General features: G+C 29.9%; 16 protein-coding genes. 11 read left to right on the top strand and 5 right to left on the bottom strand.

Annotation, left to right across the window (positions count from 1 at the left end; translation table 11 throughout):
- Window position 1 precedes the first annotated feature (1 nt).
- The 5 genes from AVANS_RS02590 (at window position 2) to AVANS_RS02610 (ending at window position 4,076) form a co-directional block, all read left to right on the top strand.
- A complete protein-coding gene (locus tag AVANS_RS02590) occupies window positions 2-898 on the top strand; it encodes a branched-chain amino acid ABC transporter permease (protein WP_239818100.1) in 897 nt (298 codons plus the stop codon).
- The gene (locus AVANS_RS02595) at window positions 898-1,917 is read left to right on the top strand and encodes a branched-chain amino acid ABC transporter permease (protein ID WP_239818101.1); all 1,020 of its coding nucleotides are present in this window, start codon (window positions 898-900) and stop codon (window positions 1,915-1,917) included. Before AVANS_RS02590 ends, AVANS_RS02595 begins: the two co-directional genes overlap by 1 nt.
- Entirely contained in the window at window positions 1,914-2,666 is a 753-nt protein-coding gene (locus AVANS_RS02600) for an ABC transporter ATP-binding protein (protein ID WP_239818102.1), read from the top strand. The genes AVANS_RS02595 and AVANS_RS02600 overlap by 4 nt, the downstream gene beginning before the upstream one ends.
- Complete coding sequence (locus AVANS_RS02605; RefSeq protein WP_239818103.1) at window positions 2,666-3,361, top strand: ABC transporter ATP-binding protein; 696 nt, start codon at window positions 2,666-2,668, stop codon at window positions 3,359-3,361. Before AVANS_RS02600 ends, AVANS_RS02605 begins: the two co-directional genes overlap by 1 nt.
- A 163-nt stretch (window positions 3,362-3,524) precedes the next feature.
- The gene (locus AVANS_RS02610; protein ID WP_239818104.1) at window positions 3,525-4,076 is read left to right on the top strand and encodes a hypothetical protein; all 552 of its coding nucleotides are present in this window, start codon (window positions 3,525-3,527) and stop codon (window positions 4,074-4,076) included.
- A gap of 386 nt (window positions 4,077-4,462) precedes the next feature.
- Here AVANS_RS02610 and AVANS_RS02615 read toward each other — a convergent pair whose 3' ends face one another.
- On the bottom strand, window positions 4,463-5,452 hold the full coding sequence (locus tag AVANS_RS02615; RefSeq protein WP_239818105.1) for a GMP reductase: 990 nt from the start codon (window positions 5,450-5,452) through the stop codon (window positions 4,463-4,465).
- A 113-nt stretch (window positions 5,453-5,565) separates the two neighbouring features.
- Window positions 5,566-5,922: a RidA family protein gene (locus AVANS_RS02620; RefSeq protein WP_239818106.1), complete on the bottom strand. Its 357-nt coding sequence runs from the start codon at window positions 5,920-5,922 to the stop codon at window positions 5,566-5,568.
- 172 nt (window positions 5,923-6,094) lie between these two features.
- Between AVANS_RS02620 and dcuC the strand changes: the two genes are divergently transcribed.
- The 5 genes from dcuC to AVANS_RS02645 are packed head-to-tail and all read left to right on the top strand — an operon-like array spanning window position 6,095 to window position 12,767.
- Window positions 6,095-7,486: a C4-dicarboxylate transporter DcuC gene (dcuC, locus tag AVANS_RS02625; protein ID WP_239818107.1), complete on the top strand. Its 1,392-nt coding sequence runs from the start codon at window positions 6,095-6,097 to the stop codon at window positions 7,484-7,486.
- A 15-nt stretch (window positions 7,487-7,501) separates the two neighbouring features.
- Window positions 7,502-8,659, top strand: coding sequence for a cystathionine beta-lyase (gene metC / locus AVANS_RS02630; RefSeq protein WP_239818108.1), 1,158 nt, complete (start codon window positions 7,502-7,504; stop codon window positions 8,657-8,659).
- Window positions 8,660-8,670: 11 nt separating this feature from the next.
- Window positions 8,671-10,041 carry an adenylosuccinate lyase gene (gene purB / locus AVANS_RS02635; protein ID WP_239818109.1) on the top strand — a complete coding sequence of 457 codons (1,371 nt, stop codon included), beginning with the start codon at window positions 8,671-8,673 and terminating at the stop codon, window positions 10,039-10,041.
- A 2-nt stretch (window positions 10,042-10,043) separates the two neighbouring features.
- Window positions 10,044-11,366, top strand: coding sequence for an MmgE/PrpD family protein (locus tag AVANS_RS02640; RefSeq protein ID WP_239818110.1), 1,323 nt, complete (start codon window positions 10,044-10,046; stop codon window positions 11,364-11,366).
- A 54-nt stretch (window positions 11,367-11,420) separates the two neighbouring features.
- Complete coding sequence (locus tag AVANS_RS02645; RefSeq protein ID WP_239818111.1) at window positions 11,421-12,767, top strand: ATP-binding protein; 1,347 nt, start codon at window positions 11,421-11,423, stop codon at window positions 12,765-12,767.
- Window positions 12,768-12,799: 32 nt separating this feature from the next.
- Here AVANS_RS02645 and AVANS_RS02650 read toward each other — a convergent pair whose 3' ends face one another.
- From AVANS_RS02650 to AVANS_RS02660, 3 genes are read right to left on the bottom strand one after another with little or no spacing between them, the layout of a single operon-like run.
- A complete protein-coding gene (locus AVANS_RS02650) occupies window positions 12,800-13,594 on the bottom strand; it encodes a nitrilase-related carbon-nitrogen hydrolase (RefSeq protein ID WP_239818112.1) in 795 nt (264 codons plus the stop codon).
- Complete coding sequence (locus tag AVANS_RS02655; RefSeq protein ID WP_239818113.1) at window positions 13,594-14,253, bottom strand: hypothetical protein; 660 nt, start codon at window positions 14,251-14,253, stop codon at window positions 13,594-13,596. The genes AVANS_RS02650 and AVANS_RS02655 overlap by 1 nt, the downstream gene beginning before the upstream one ends.
- A 20-nt stretch (window positions 14,254-14,273) precedes the next feature.
- Window positions 14,274-15,515 (bottom strand): MFS transporter, encoded by a 1,242-nt coding sequence (locus AVANS_RS02660; RefSeq protein WP_239818114.1) that lies wholly within the window; start codon window positions 15,513-15,515, stop codon window positions 14,274-14,276.
- A 227-nt stretch (window positions 15,516-15,742) separates the two neighbouring features.
- Between AVANS_RS02660 and AVANS_RS02665 the strand changes: the two genes are divergently transcribed.
- Complete coding sequence (locus AVANS_RS02665) at window positions 15,743-17,041, top strand: gluconate:H+ symporter (RefSeq protein ID WP_239818115.1); 1,299 nt, start codon at window positions 15,743-15,745, stop codon at window positions 17,039-17,041.
- Window positions 17,042-17,048 lie beyond the last annotated feature (7 nt).

The following is a 17,048-nucleotide window of genomic DNA, read 5'->3' on the forward strand; positions in this document are numbered from 1 at the left end:
AATGAGTTCATCATTGCTTATTCAACAGATTTTCAATGGCTTTTCATTAGGCTCAATGTATGCGCTAATTGCTATTGGCTATACTATGGTTTATGGTGTTTTAAGGCTTATAAATTTTGCTCATGGAGATATTATGATGGTTGGAGCTTACGCTTGTTTGTTTGCTCTTAATCTTTTTACTTTTCCATTTGTTCCTGCATTTGGCTTTGCGGTATTGCTTTGCATTGCTTTAGGAATTAGCATAGATAAGATTGCTTACAAGCCACTTAGAAACTCTCCTAGGATTTCTTTATTAATCACAGCAATAGGTGTTTCGTTTTTCTTAGAAAACTTAATAAATGTATTATTTACAAGCACTCCACAGCCATTTAATGCACCTAGTATTTTAGTAAATCCTATTAGTTTATATGGGATTAGACTTAGTTTGTTAGATATTTTAATTCCGATTTTAACAATAATAATTTTAATTTGTGTTTTAACGATTTTATATAAAAGCAAATATGGTATAGCAATTCGTGCTTTAGCTTTTGATATTTCAACCGTTGGTTTAATGGGAATTGATGCGAATAAAATCATTGCCTTTGTTTTTGCTCTAGGTTCAATGCTAGCTTGTATAGGTGGTATTTTTTGGGCTTGCAAATATCCACAAATTGATCCAAATATGGGCGTTTTAATAGGCCTTAAAGCTTTTGGTGCTGCTGTTTTAGGCGGTATTGGAAGCGTTGGCGGAGCTGTTCTTGGAGGGCTTATTATTGGATTTTGTGAAGTTTTAATAGTAGCTTTTGTTCCTGATTTAGCAGGTTTTAAAGATGGTTTTGCGTTTATATTCTTAGTTTTTGTTTTATTATTTAAGCCAACAGGAATTATGGGGCAAGATTATGAAAGGAGTAGATTTTAATGCAAAAGGTATTTTCTATTGCTTTAATCATTTTATCAATTGCTAGTATTTTTCTAGCTGAATATTTTTTAAGCGATTATGCTTTAAGAACCTTTATAAATATTTGTATTTTTATAATCTTAGCAGCATCTTACAATCTAATAAACGGAGTAACAGGACAATTTAGTCTAGAGCCAAATGGCTTCGTTGCTGTTGGTGCTTATGTTAGTGCTTTATTATTATTAGATGTTGAAGCTAAAGAAGATCAATTTAGCTTACTAGACCCACATCCATTTATTTTGGCTTTTCATAGTGATAATTTTATAATAGCACTTTTAGCAGGTGGTTTTAGTGCTTTAGCTTTATCGTTAATTCTTAGCTTTGCGGTGTTTCGTGTAAGGGGAGATTATTTAGCTATTGTAACTTTAGGATTTGGAATAATCATAAAGCTTATTGCACTTAATTTTGCAGCATTTACAAACGGAGTTCAAGGCTTAAACGAAATCCCAAAACCTGATAATTTCTTATATATTGTTGGAAGCATTACCATAATTAGCATTATTTTGATTTTAAATATAATTTATTCAAAATATGGAAGAGCTATGAAGGCAGTAAGAGATGATGAAGACGCAGCTTTTGCTATGGGTATTAATACTTTTAGAATAAAGACTTTAGCTTTTGGCACGAGTGCATTTTTAGAAGGAATTGCAGGTGGGCTTTTAGCTTGTTATATTACTAGCGTTACACCTGAGCAATTTGACTTTTTATTCACATTTCAATTATTAATAATAATTGTTTTAGGTGGTTTAGGTAGCACAACGGGTGCAATTATCGGAGCTATTTTAGTAATAGGTGGAAGTGAATGGCTAAGATTTTTAGATGAGCCTATGAATATATTTGGATACCAAACACAAGGCTTACCAGGTCTTAGAATGCTTGTATTTTCTATCGCATTAATTTTTGTAATGCTATTTGCAAGGCGTGGTATTTTTGGCGATAAAGAGCTAAGCGATATTATTTTTAAAAGGTTTAAAAAATGATTTTAGAGCTTAAAAATATAGATAAGAATTTCGGTGGAGTAAAAGCTATAAATAATGCTAATTTAAGCGTAAAAAAAGGCGAAGTTTTTGGGCTTATTGGACCAAATGGAGCCGGAAAAACCACATTATTTAATATAATTTCAGGAGCTTATAAGCCAAGTGCTGGAGAAATTATTTTTGATGGTAAAGACATTACTAAATTAAATCAATTACAAATTACTAGATTAGGGGTTGCTAGAACTTTTCAAAATATTAGATTATTTGCTTCTATGAGTGTTTTAGAAAATGTATTAATAGGCTTAAATCAAAGTATAAATTATAATATTTTTGAAGCTTTTTTACATTTTGCAAGATACAAAAAAGAAGAAAAAAGAGCAAAAGAAGAAGCATATCACATTTTAGATGAGCTTAAAATCTCTCATCTAGCAAATGCAAAATCAACAGAATTAAGCTATGGAGAGCAAAGAAAGCTTGAGATTGCAAGAGCGTTAGCTTTAAAGCCAAAATTATTATTATTAGATGAGCCTGCTGCTGGAATGAATGGGGCTGAGAGCATTGAGCTTGCAGAGATTATTTGTAAGCTAAAGCAAGAGCTTAGTATAGTATTAATTGAGCATGATATGAAGTTTGTAAATAGCTTGTGCGATAGAGTTTTAGTGCTTGATTATGGCAAGAGTATTTTTCTAGGAAAGCCAAGTGATGCTGTGCAAGATAGTGAAGTTATAAAAGCTTATTTAGGAGATTTTTAATGCTAAGGGTAAAAAATTTAAGCGTTCATTACGGACTTATTAAAGCTGTTGATGATATAAGTTTTCATATTAATTCAGGCGAAATTGTAAGTATAGTAGGAAGCAATGGAGCAGGTAAAACAAGCACTTTAAATGCGATTTTAAACATTCCAAAAAGAAGTGGAGAAATCAATTTCTTAGGCTATGAAATAGAGCGTCACAAAACCCACACTCTAGTTCAAAAAGGCATAAGTTTAGTTCCTGAAGGAAGAAAAATTTTCGCAAATCTTAACATAGAAGATAATCTTAAAATGGGTGCATTTTATAATGCGGATAATTACGAGCATTTAAAAGAGCAAATGTATAGATTATTCCCACGCCTAAAGCAAAAAAATAATACTCTAGCAAGAAATCTAAGCGGCGGAGAAGCCCAAATGTTAGCAATCTCAAGGGCTTTAATGGGAGAGCCAAAACTACTTATGCTAGATGAACCAAGCTTAGGGCTTGCGCCTAAGATAGTTGGAGAAGTTTTTGAGATAATTAAGGTTTTAAAAAACGAAGGAATTACTATTTTATTAGTAGAACAAAACGCTAAACAAGCTTTAAAAATAAGCGATAGAGCTTATGTGTTAGAGCATGGAAAAATCGTTCTTGAAGGCAAGGGCGAAGAACTAGCAGAAAATAATGAAATTCGCAAAAAATACTTAGGTATTTAAAGCTTTTTTAAAATCAAATTCTTATTTCAAATTCCACGATTGTTTCAAAGAATTTGAAATAGGAATTAGGCTTAGCAAAATTTTTTAAGACTAAATTAGTGTATTAAAATATTTTTATCAAAATTACTAAGAAATTTTAAAAGAATTTGAATTAGGAATTAAAATGAAAGATAGCGTTATAACTGCACTTAATATGGATTTAAAATCAAAAATAAGTTCTACAACCCATATTCTATCAAGTATGAATATTATAATTTTATGTATTTTGTCATTTTTCGTTTTAAAATGTTTTGGAGTTTTTATTCGCTTTATTTTAGCTAAATACACTATTTTTACATTTAATAATGACCCATTTTTTAATCTTGCTAGCAATGTTTATCCTTATTTGTATTTATATTTAGCCTTTGTGATTAATTTGTTTTTAACAATAACTAATATTCAGCGATTAAACGCTGTTATCGCTAATAAATATTTAAGGTTTTTTGTGATTTTTGGATTTATTATTTTTGATATTTGTAGCTTTATTTTATTTTTTATTTCAACTTTTGTTTTAAATATAATTTTTATGCTAATTTTATCATGTTTTAAGGATAAAAATATAAGCGAAATAAAAGCTTCAAGCTCATTTGCAAACGCATTTATTTTTGATTTTAATGCTAAAAGCAAACCTATATTTTTATATTTTTTAATCTTTTTGCGATTTTGCTTATTTTAATAACTTTTATTGCAAGAGAATATATTTTGATTCTTTCTATCACAACTTCGCTTTTGTTTTTGATGTTTGTGCTTTTTACTCCGTTTTTGTATTGTGAGATTTTTTATATTTTTAATTATTTTTCTAAGCTAAATAAGAGATTTTTTAGATTTGTTTTTGTTATTTCAATTCTAACTTATTATATTAGTTTTATTACCCTTGATAGGATTGGATTATTTTATAATATTGTTAATGCAATAGCTTTTTTTAGCTTTTTATTTTTATATTTTATATCTTGTATTTATGTGATTATTGCTCTTTATTGTAAAAAATATAATTATTAGCTTGGAATTTGAATTAGGATATTAGTTTTCCTAATTTATCGCTAAATTAGGAAAATTTATTAATTAGATAGTATCTCCATTAAAGATTGAGTTTTTAACCACTACATAATCAACTTTTCTAATATCACGAAGCTCTTTACCGCCTGCATAAGAAATTGAGCTTTGTAAATCTTCTCTCATTTCATTTAAGGTATCAAAGATATTTCCTCTAAATGGAACATACATTTTTTTACCTTCTACATTTTTACGCTCACCTTTTTGAAACTCACTTGCTGAGCCATAGTATTCTTTCATCTTTTTGCCATCAATTTCAATAGTTTTTCCAGGGCTTTGCTCGTGTCCGCTAAATAGTGAGCCTATCATTACAAAAGTAGCTCCAAAGCGAATTGATTTTGCGATATCTCCGTGATTTCTAATACCACCATCTGCAATTATCGGCTTTTTAGCACTTTTAGCACACCAGCGTAGAGCTGCTAATTGCCAACCGCCTGTTCCAAAACCGGTTTTAAGTTTAGTAATACATACTTTACCAGGTCCAATACCAACCTTAGTTGCATCAGCTCCAGCGTTTTCTAAATCTCTTACAGCTTCAGGTGTTCCAACATTTCCTGCTATTACGAAACTCGTTTTTAAGTTTGCCTTAATGTATTTAATCATCTTAATTACATTATCGCTATGTCCGTGAGCAATATCAATAGTAATGTATTCAGGATAAAGCTCATTAGCTTTTAATTCATCTATAAATTCATATTCTTTTTGAGTAATTCCAACAGAAATTGATGCAAAAAGTCCCATTTCTTGCATTTTTCTTACAAAATCTAACCTTTTTTCAGGCTCAAATCTATGCATAATATAAAAATAATCACTTCTAGCAAATGAAATTGCTAATTCTTCATCAATGATTGTTTGCATATTTGCTGGAACTACTGGTAGTTTAAATGTTCTATTTCCAAGCTTAACGCTAGTATCACACTCGCTTCTTGAGTTGATTATACATTTTGCAGGGATTAACTGCACGTCTTCGTAATCAAAAACTAATAAATTGTTTAGCATATTACACTCCTTAAAATTAAAGACTTGATTGTAGCTTATAAATAATTAATAAAAACTTGATTTTAAAAGTTAAAATATTTTATGGAATTTAAATCCGGAATTTCACCGGAAAATTATTTTTTAGCTATCGCTTCTATTTCTATTTTTGAACCCTTTGGTAAAGCTGCTACAGCAAATGCACTTCTAGCTGGGAAAGGCTCTTTAAAAAACTCAGCATAAGCTTCATTAACTGCTGCAAAGTCATTTATATCAGCTAGTAAAACCGTCGTTTTAATAACATTATTCATATCTAAACCTTGCTCGTTTAAGATAGCTTTAATGTTTCTTAGACTTTGTCTTGTAAGTTCTTTAATATCGCCTTTTGCAAAATCTCCTGTCGTTGGGTCTATTGGTAATTGACCGCTTACAAATACTAAATCGTTTGATACTCCACATACACTATAAGGACCTATCGCCTTTGGATAATTCATTTTTTCTCCTTTTTTAAAAAAAATTTTGCAAAATAGTAACAAAAAATTATTAATTTAGAAAAAATAATAAAAAAAAACTATTTTTTACAAAAATTTTATTAATTTTATCTAATTTTAAGAAAATTTTATTAAATTTACTTTTAAAATAATAATTTTATTTAAAGGAGTTAAAATGTTCAGCATTTTTTTTGCGTTTGTAGCAATCGCTTTGCTGGTATTTATGCTTTCTAAAAAGATAAATGCCCATATGGCTTTGTTACTTAGTGGTTTGTTTTTACTATTGATCGCAACTATGCATAATAGTGAAGCAATTTTTAGCAGCAAAGTTTTAGATGCTAAAGGGAGCTTAAATTTTTGGTTCTTCAATCTTTTTGAAGTATTTAACAAAAACTTATCTTCTACTCTTAGCGGTCTTGGGCTTACGCTTATGTGTATTGCTGGTTTTAGTGCTTACATGGAGCATGTTGGAGCAAGCTATGCTTTATTTAAGGTTTTTGAAAAGCCGCTTAGTATGGTTAAATCTCCGTATATGCTTTTAATAGTTTCTTATTTTGTTACGCAATTTTTAGTAATTTTTATACCATCTCATGCTGGTCTTGGACTTTTACTTATGGTTACTATGTATCCGATTTTAGTTAGAACTGGAGTTTCAAAATTATCAGCTTTAACAGTTATTGGAACTTGCCAATATATTGACCATGGGCCTGGAAGTGGTAATGTTATTTTAGCTGCAAAAACAGCAGGGGTTGATCCAGCTACATATTTTGTTCATCACCAATTACCTACAACAATACCTATTATAATAGCTGTTGCAATTGCGATTTATTTTACTTCTAAATATTTTGATAAAAAGGATAATTTTATCTTTAATAAAGAAGAAATAGAAAAAGAATTAAGTGAAGGTAATGAAAATAAAACTAAATTTCCTCCAAAAATTTATGCAATATTACCAATTATTCCATTAGTATTAATACTAGGTTTTTCAAAAGTTGTTGGTAGTAATATTAAAATGAATGTCCCTGTTGCAATGATGATTTCAACTTTTGCAGCAATTATTTTTGAGATGATTAGATATAGAAGTGTTGTAGAAACCTTAAATTCAATTATGATATTTTTTAAGGGCATGGGTCATTTATTTGTAATAACAGTTAGTCTTATAGTGTGCGGTCAGGTTTTTGCTGCTGGGCTTTTATCAATAGGATTTGTTGATACTTTAATAAATCTTGCAAAGGATGCAGGTTTTGGCGTATTAGCAATTATTATTTTTGTATCAATTTTGCTTTCTGTATCAGCGTTTTTAATGGGTTCAGGAAACGCAGCATTCTTTAGTTTTGCGCCACTTATTCCAAATATAGCAAAATCATTTAATGTTGAAACTATCATGATGATAGCACCTATTCAAATTATGACAGGTTTTGGAAGATGCGTAAGCCCAATCGCTCCTGCTATTTTAGCAATTGCAGGAATTGCAAAAGTTAGTCCTTTTGCTGTTGTTAAAAGAACTGCAATACCTATGATAATTGCTGGTATTGTTAATATTATTTGCACTTGTATTTATATTTAAAAAAAGGAGATAAACATGAAGAATAAAACAAAGTTAATTCATTTAGGTCGTGGTAAAGATTTACCTGTAAAAGCAGTAAATCCTAGTGTTATGAGAGCATCAACTATACTTTTTAAAGACCATAAAACTTGGCAAGAATATCGTGAGCTTAGAAAAACGCAAAGAGTTTTAAGCTATGGTGCAAGAGGAACTGAAACAAATTTTGAGCTAGAAAAATTACTTTGCGAGCTTGAGGGAGGTTTTAGAGCCCAACTTTTCCCAACAGGTCTTGCAGCACTAGCTATGGTTTTATTAAATTACGCTAGTTCAGGAGCACATTTTCTAATAACTGATGGAATTTATGGACCTGTTAGAACAATTTGTGATTTGTTTTTAAATAAAATTGGTGTAGAAATTGAGTTTTTAAAAGCTGATGCTAGCGATGTTGAAAGTAAAATCAAGCCAAATACAAAGCTTATTTTATGCGAAAGCCCTGGTTCTATTATGTATGAAATTATAGATGTTCCAAAGTTATGCGAAATAGCTCATAAACACAATATTCCTGTTGCGATTGATAGCACATATTCAAGTGCTTATTTATCAAATCCTATAAAGCTTGGAGTTGATATTTGTGTGATTGCAGCTACTAAGTATTTAAGCGGACACTCTGATGTTGTTATGGGTTGTGTTATTGTAAATGAAAAAGAGTGGAAAAATTTTAATGAGCTACCAGAAGCACTAGGACTTACTACAAGCCCTGATGATTGTTATTTAGTTCTTAGAGGTATGAGAACTCTTGGTATAAGATTAAAGGCCCATGAGGAGAATACAGATAAAGTTGTTGAATTTTTAAAGACAAGAAAAGAAATTAAAACAATTTTTTATCCAAAATTACCAACTCATCCAAACCATGAGATATTTAAAAGAGATTTCATAGGAACAAATGGTATGGTAACGATAGAATTTGAATCAGGAATTAGCAAAGACCAAGCTATTAAATTTGTAGATGATTTAGAGTATTTTTCAATAGGCGCTAGTTGGGGCGGTTATGAAAGTCTTGCGACTGTTACAATGCCACCAAGAACAGCTACTAAAGTTGATAGTAATAGAGTTTTTGTGAGATTTCATATAGGTTTAGAAGATGTTAGTGATTTAATAGCTGATTTAGAGCAAGCATTTAATAAAATTAAATAAAAGGAGAAATTATGACAGGTATTAGTGTATTTGATATGAGATTATTGGGTGATTCTTGGAGCACAAAAGCTATGCGTGATATTTTTTGTGAAGAAAATAGAATTCAAAAATGGCTTGATGTTGAAGCAGCACTTGCTAAATCTCAAGCAAAACTTGGAATTATCCCAGAAGCCGCAGCTATAGAGATAGCTAAAAAATCTTTTTATAAATATATGGATATGGATTTTATATTTAATGAATATAAAAAGACAAAGCATCCATTAGTTCCAACTGTAAGGGGTTTGGAAAAAGCGTGCGAGAATGGATATGGAGAGTTTGTTCATTTTGGAGTAACTACTCAAGATATTATGGATACAGGATTTATATTACAATTTAAAGAAGCTATGAAACTTGTAAAAGATGATTTAAAAACTATAGCAAAATCTTTAAAAAATCTTGCACTAGAGCATAAAAATACAGCTATGATGGGAAGAACTTTAGCACTTCAAGCATTGCCTATTACTTTTGGTCATAAAGTTGCTATTTGGCTTGATGAGCTTAATAGACATTATGAAAGAATACTTGAATGCGAAGAAAGACTTTATGTAGGACTTATAGTTGGTGCTGTTGGAACAAAAGCAAGTCTAAGCGATAAGCATAATGAAGTAGAAAAATTAACACTTGAGAGTTTAGGGTTAAAAGTTCCTTATATTTCTTGGCAACCAGCAAGAGATAGATTAATTGAGCTTGGATATGTGTTAGCAAACATAAATGCGACATTTAATAAAATAGCTCATCAGATTTTAATCTTATCTCATAATGAAGTAAATGAAGTTGCTGAACCATTTGGTAAAGGTCAAGTAGGAAGCTCTACAATGCCACATAAAAGAAATCCTGCGATAAGCGAAAATGCTGTAACTGTTAGCAATACATTAAAAGCAAATATTGCAATTTTAAGCGATATTGAAAGACACGAGCATGAAAGAGATGGTCAGGTTTGGAAAATGGAATGGAAACTAATCCCTGAAATCTTTTTAATGCTTTCTTGCGTGCTTGATAATATGAAAACAGCTTTAGGTGGATTAGAAGTCAAAAAAGACTCAATGTTAAACAATCTTAACACATTAAAAGGTTTTGTTTTAGCAGAAAGAGTTATGTTTGCACTAAGTGAGCATTTTGGAAAACAACACGCTCATGAGATTGTGTATGAAAACGCAATGCAAGGAATTGAAAATAACAAAACATTTAAAGAAGTTTTATTAGCAGATAGTAGAGTAAGAGAAGTTTTAGATGAAAAAGCGATAGATACCTTATTAGATGCTACAACTTATGTTGGATATGCACCAAAATTAGTTGATGAGTTTTTAGAAAAAATTAAAAACGCAGAGATTTTAAAGGATTAAATATGCTTTATAGTGAAAAGTTGGCTGATTTTATAGTAAATACAAGTTATGAAGATATACCAGCTGATGTTAAAACTAGAGCAAAAGAGCTAATGCTAGATACCATAGGTGTTGCTCTTGCAGGTTGCAAAAACGACGCAATTTTAAAAGCTATAAAAGCATTTAAAAGCGAAAATGGTAATACAAGCATTTGGGGTAGCGATTTTAAAGCTACCCCGCTTGATGCAGCTATGATAAATGCTATGAGTTCTCATGTGCTTGATTTTGATGATACTTTGACAGAAGCTATACTTCATGCAAGTGCGATTTTAACTCCGCTATGTCTTAGTTATGGATTTTCTAAAACAAATGATGGTAAAAAAATATTAAAAGCTTTTATTATGGGTTGGGAAGTCGCTGGAAGAGTTGGTGTTGCTAGTAATGGAACTTTTCATAAAAATGGTTTTCATACAAGCGCTATAGCTGGTGTATTTGGAGCAAGTGCAGCAGCTTGTGTTATAAATGATTTAAATGTTTCACAAACAATTAATGCTTTAGGTTTTGCCGCTAGTTTTGCAGGTGGGATAAATGAATTTTTAAGCAATGGGAGCAATTCTAAAATACTTCATATAGCAAGTGCGGTTTTAAATGGAATTAGAGCTTGTGATTATGCTAAAGCTGGTCTTTTTGGTCCTGTTAGTATTTTTGAAGGTCGTGATAATATCTTTAGAGCATTTGGTATAGAATCTGAGTGTGATAAAACAAGACTTGATAAAAATTTAGGAAAAGATTATATGGTTAAAGAAGTATCAATTAAGCCATATCCAAGTTGTCATTTTGCTCATGGACTTGTTGATTGTGCCAAAGAGCTTAGAAATGATGGAATAAAGCCTGATGATATAAAAGAGATTTTATGTTATGTTGATGCTGTGCCAATTACCTTTATATGTGACCCTATAGAAAAAAAGCACAATCCTAAAACTGATTATGAAGCAAAATTTTCATTTGCATATCTAATAAGCTATATGTTTATAGATGGCAAGATAAATCTTAGTTCGTATGATGATTTAAAACGCAGTGAGATTGTAAATTTTGCTAAAAAAATAAAGTATGAAAAATATGTCTCAGAAGGGTTTCCAAAGTATTTTTGCGGAAAATTAAAAGCAACCCTTAATGATGGAAGCACTATCATTAAAGAAGTAAAAATCAATAAAGGTAATCCAGATAACGCATTAAGTTTAGATGAGTTACTTGAAAAATTTAATGCAAACATTAACAATAAACATCTTTCAGAAAAGATTAAAAAACAAGTCTTAAATTTAGAAAATATAAAAAGTTTTGAATAAATTAAAATTTATCGTTTTTAGATTATAATAATTTAAAAACGATAAAGGTTAAATATGTTTGTTAATAGAGAAAAACATTTAAAAACTTTAAACGATGAATTTAATAGGAGTGGTTTTACTTTTACAATTCTTTATGGTAGGCGTAGGGTTGGAAAAACAAGGCTTATAAAAGAATATATAAAGGATAAAAAAGCTTTTTATTTTTTATCAAGTCTTGAAAATATTAATATTACAATTAATAGAATGAAAAATGAATTAGCTAATTTTTATAATGATGATTTGTTAAAACAAATTCAAATAAATGATATTAAAACTTTATTTTTATACATAGCCAACAAAATAAATGAAAAAATAGTAATAGTAATTGATGAATTTCAATATCTTGCAAAGATTGATAATTCTATACCATCGCAATTTCAGTATATTTGTGATGAAATTTTTAAAAACAAAAATATTCACTTAATTTTATGTGGTTCAATTATATCTATGATGTATGAGTATACATTATCGTATAATTCTCCTTTATATGGCAGAAGAACAAGTGCTATTAAACTTGAAGCTATAGAATTTAAATACCTTAAAGATTTTTTTCCAAATAAAACTAAAAATGAACTTATAGAAATATATAGTGTTTTTTATAGTATTCCAAAATATCTTGAACTTATAAATGATAAGGGGGATATTTATGAAAACATAAAAGCAAATATTCTAAATCCAAATTCTTATTTATATAACGAGGCTAGTTTTGTATTGCAAAACGAAATAAATGAACCAATTACTTATTTTTCAATTTTAAAAATTATTGCAAGTGGGGAACATAAAATTGGAAATATTGCTAGTAAATTAGGCAAAAACCCAAACAATATAACATCTTTTATAGATAAATTAATTGAGCTTGATATTATTTATAAAATTAATCCTATAACTGAAAAAAATCCAGAAAAATCAAAAAAAAGCTTATATTTTATAAAAGATAATTTTTTAAGATTTTATTTTGCTTATGTTTTGCCTCATAAATCTCAATTAGAACTTGATAATACAGATTATGTAATTAATATAATTAAGACAAATTTTGCTGAATTTGTAAGTAAAGTTTATGAAGATTTAGCTATTAATTATCTTTTAAATACATATAAAGAACTTTTAAAATGTGGTAGATGGTGGGATAAGGATACTGAAATTGATGCTATTGGAGTTGCAAAAGATTATTTAATAGTTGCTGAATGCAAATATAAAAATAAAGCAGTAGGAATTAATGTTTTAGAAGATTTACAAACAAAGGCTAAAAAAATAGATAGCAATTTACCTATTAAAAAATATATTTTATTTAGCAAAAGTGGTTTTACAAATGATTTGAAAGCACTTGCTAGTAATGAAATAATTTTAATTGACTTGTTATAAATTTCGTATGTTTAACATACGAAATTTATTATTTATAGATTATATAAATTAGGTTTTCTTTGAGATATGCAAGGTAAAACTTTTCTAACTTCATCAATCTTATCAAAGCAAATCTCAAATACTTGAAGACCTTCATCAACGCCAAGCTTTATTTCTTCAAGCCCAAGCGGATTTATTAAAGCCGAGCGACCTGTGTAGATGTTACCTGTTTGATTACTTGCACAAAGATAAACGGTGTTTTCTAAAGCCCTTGTTTTGGTAAATAACATAAAATGCTCATCTTTATATTTACCATCAACCCAAGCAGTAGGAACAAGTATAAGCCTTGCACCATCAAGTGCTAAAGTTCTAGCGATTTCAGGAAAACGAAGTTCATAGCATACCATTATCCCCATTTTGCCCCATCTTGTATCAAAAGCTTTGATTTTTTCATTGCTAGCATTTATATCTTTGCTTTCATCATAACTAAATGCATCATAAAGATGAGTTTTTGAGTATTTGTAAATGATTTTTCCACAATCAGCAAAAATTACGCTGTTTTTTGTTTTATCATTATCTTTTTCATAAAGCCCAAAAACAACAGCAATATCTAGCTCTTTGCTTTTATTTATAATTCCTGTTACAAATTCTTCGTTTATGTCTTGAGCGATAGTGTTAAAATTTATCCCTTCGTTGCTAGGTATAAAGGCTTGTGATGTTTCTGGAAACACCACAAGCTCAGCACCCAAACGCTTTGATTCTTGCATAAAATTAATTATTTTTTCAAGGTTGATTTTATAATCTCTATCAGTTTTTATTTGAGCTAAAGCGATTTTTAATTTATTCATCATAAACCCTCAAAATACTTTCCAGCACCTAAAATCTCGCTTAGTGGAATACCTTTATCTATTTTTGCTTTTGTTTCAATTTCTCCAACTTGAACATTGATTGCTCTTTTGCCAAGCTCTTCAACATTATCATTATCTGGATTTAACACTAGTATTCCATCATCATCAGCTACTATTAAATCTCCAGGGTTAATAACCACATTATCAATAGCAACAGGAACATTGATTGAGCCTTCAATTCCTTTAATTCTAGTTGTTAAAGCACTAACATTTTTAAACCATACATTAACACCAAGATTTTTAATAGCATTTAAGTCTGTTACGCAACCATCGATGATTACCCCACCAACTTTTTTATGTCTTGCCATATAGCAAACCAATTCTCCAAAAGGTGCTCTTTCATAATCTTTATTTGTATCAATTACTACAATATCACCTTCATTTACAATATCAAATACCTTATGAACAGCAGTAGAATCAAGGTGTGGTATTCTAACGGTTACTGCAGTGCCTACTAGTTTTTTTCCACTATGAAGTGGCTTTAAACTTCTAATAAAACCATGGTCTTGCATATGCCCTATAGTTGAAGGGCAAACCTCTTTATAAAGATTGATGATTTCAGTTGAAACCTTACTAACTCTTTTGTTTAAAATAAACATATTTTCTCCTTTTATTAAAGTTAATTTTCTTGTGTTAAAGCATTGTCAGGTTTGACAAACAAATAAGCTATCATGGCAAGTGTTACAGGAATTATATTAAATAATATTGCTATATTCCATCCGTATTTTTGTGCCATCCAGCCAACCAAAATAGGTGAAAACGCTGAGCCAACATTTCCCCATAAATTCATCCAAGAACTAACAGCTGCTGCTTGACTTCTACCTTTATCGGCTGCAACAGCCCAAGATACAACAACAGGAAGTCCTAAAAATCCAAAACCAAGGCTTAAAAATAAAATACTAAGCATTGTGTTTTCAACATATATAACTAAAAATAAACATATATCAAATATTAAAAATCCAGCAACTGCTAAATAAGTTCTAGCTTTTTTAAAGCTGTTTGAGATTTTTAAAATCTTATCGCTGATACCACCGCCAAGTGCAACAAATATACAAATAGCAAGCCAAGGAGCTCCGGCATAAAATCCCATAGCTTTTAAATCAAGACCCTTAGCCTCAAGTAAAAATGTAGGAAGCCAAGTCATAAACATACCTGTCATATAAACACAAAAAAAGTATGCAATTCCTAAAGCGTAAAATTCTTTATTTTTTAAAAATACTTTCCATGGAGTTTTTTTAATATTATCTACAAACCTTTCACTTTGTATGTATGCAAGTTCTTCTTTACTAATAAATTTATTATCTTCTGGCTTTGATGAGCTTATAAACCAATAAATAATGGCTATTAAAATCCCAATCACACCAAATACATAAAAAACACTATGCCAACCATAATTTTGCACTAACCATACAGAAATAAATGGAGCGATTACCGGTCCAAAATACGAACCTGCTAGTAAAAATGAAGCAGCTCTTGCTTTTTCTTGCTTGCCAAACCAGTTATTATTAAATGCCGCGTTACTTGGATATATAGGAGCTTCTCCTAAGCCAAATAAAAATCTAACCACTAAAAGCAACATAAAAGTTCCTGCAAGTGGTGTTAAAATAGTAAAAATAGACCATAAAATCAATGCAAAAATTGTCATAAATTTATTGCCAAATTTTTGAATTAAAATACCACTTGGAATTTGAGCTGCTGCATAGGCTATAAAAAATGCAGAGTTTAGCAAGCCAAACTGGGTTTTATCAATACTAAATTCTTCCATCATAAAGCTAGCAACAACGGAAATGTTCGCTCTATCCATATAGGCAATTAAACCTATTAGGAAAAACACACAAGCTATAAGCCACCTAAATCTCATAAAATTTCCTTTCATTGAAAACTTAAACTATTGTATATAAATAATAAAAAATTTTTATTATTTTTTATAAAATTAATAAAATTTTGTTACTTTTAGTAATAAAACTTAGTAATTTTGATAATTTTCAAAAATTTTATTAAAAAAAATCAAAAATTTTATTATTTTAAGAAATTTTTAAAGTTGGGGGGGGTATAATCATTAGATGATATTTTAAAAAAGGAGAAAAGATGAGCAATTTTGCTTTAATTTCGGTATTAATAGCTTCTATTGTTCTTGTTGTGTTTTGTATTGCAAAGCTTAAAATTCACGCATTTTTATCTTTAAGCTTAGCAAGTATTTTTGTTGCACTTGTTACAGGTGTGGATTTGACAAAAATTGGCTCTATTATAGAAAATGGAGTAGGTGGCACGCTAGGATTTTTAGCAGTAATTATTGGTTGTGGAAGTATTTTAGGAAAAATGCTAGAAGTTAGTGGTGGAGCTCAAAAAATAGCTTTATCATTACTAAATCTACTTGGCAAAAAAAGAGCCGATGTTGTTATGATGTTGGTTGGATTTATTGCAGGTATTCCTGTGTTTGTTGAAGTTGGATTTGTTTTATTAGTTCCTTTAGTATTAGTTGTTGCTAAAGAAATAGGTGTTAGTAGAATAAAAATAGGTATAGCATTAGCAACTTCACTTATGGCAGTTCATTGTATGGTTCCACCACACCCAGCAGCTACTAGCATTGTTGCTACTTTAGGTGCTGATATAGGTCAAGTTATTTGGATGAGCATTGTTGTTGGTATGATTTGCGCTTTCATTGGTGGTGTAATTTTCTTAAAGTTTTTTGATTTTTCAAAAGATGATGAGAGCGTAGCGCTTAATGAAGAAGTAATAACTCCAAAATCTATGCCAAGCACAGCAATTACTTATTTTACTATTCTTTTACCTTTGGTTTTAATGTTACTTAAGACTTTAGTATTTAAGGATAGTGCAGTATTTGCATTCATCGGAAATCCTATCGTTGCATTATTAATAAGCGTATTTGTAGCTTATTATACTTTAGGTTTAAAACAAGGTTATTCTATGCAAAATCTAATGGATTTTAGTGGAGATTCATTTACTCAAATTGCTTCAATTTTATTAATCATCGGTGCAGGCGGGGCGTTTAATGAGATATTAATCGCATCAGGAATCGGCGAAGCATTAAAGCAAGTTTTAGGAAGTTTAAGCTTAAATCCTGTATTTTTAGCATGGTTAATTGCTATTATTTTACATGCTAGTGTTGGAAGTGCAACGGTTGCTATGATTAGTGCAGCAGGAATTGTTTTACAAATGGATAGCAATGTTAGCAAAGAAGTTTTATGCCTTGCAATAGGAAGTGGTGCGATAGGTTGTACTATTGTAACAGATAGTTTATTTTGGCTAGTAAAAGAAAGCTTAGGAATGAGCGTAAAGGCTATGTTTAAATACTTTACAAGTGCAACTTTAGTAGCAAGTGTAAGTGGTTTAATTTTAAGCTATGTTTTATCAATAATTTTATAAGGAGTTA

Source organism: Campylobacter sp. RM5004 (genome assembly GCF_022369455.1).
Classification (GTDB): Bacteria; Campylobacterota; Campylobacteria; order Campylobacterales; family Campylobacteraceae; genus Campylobacter_E.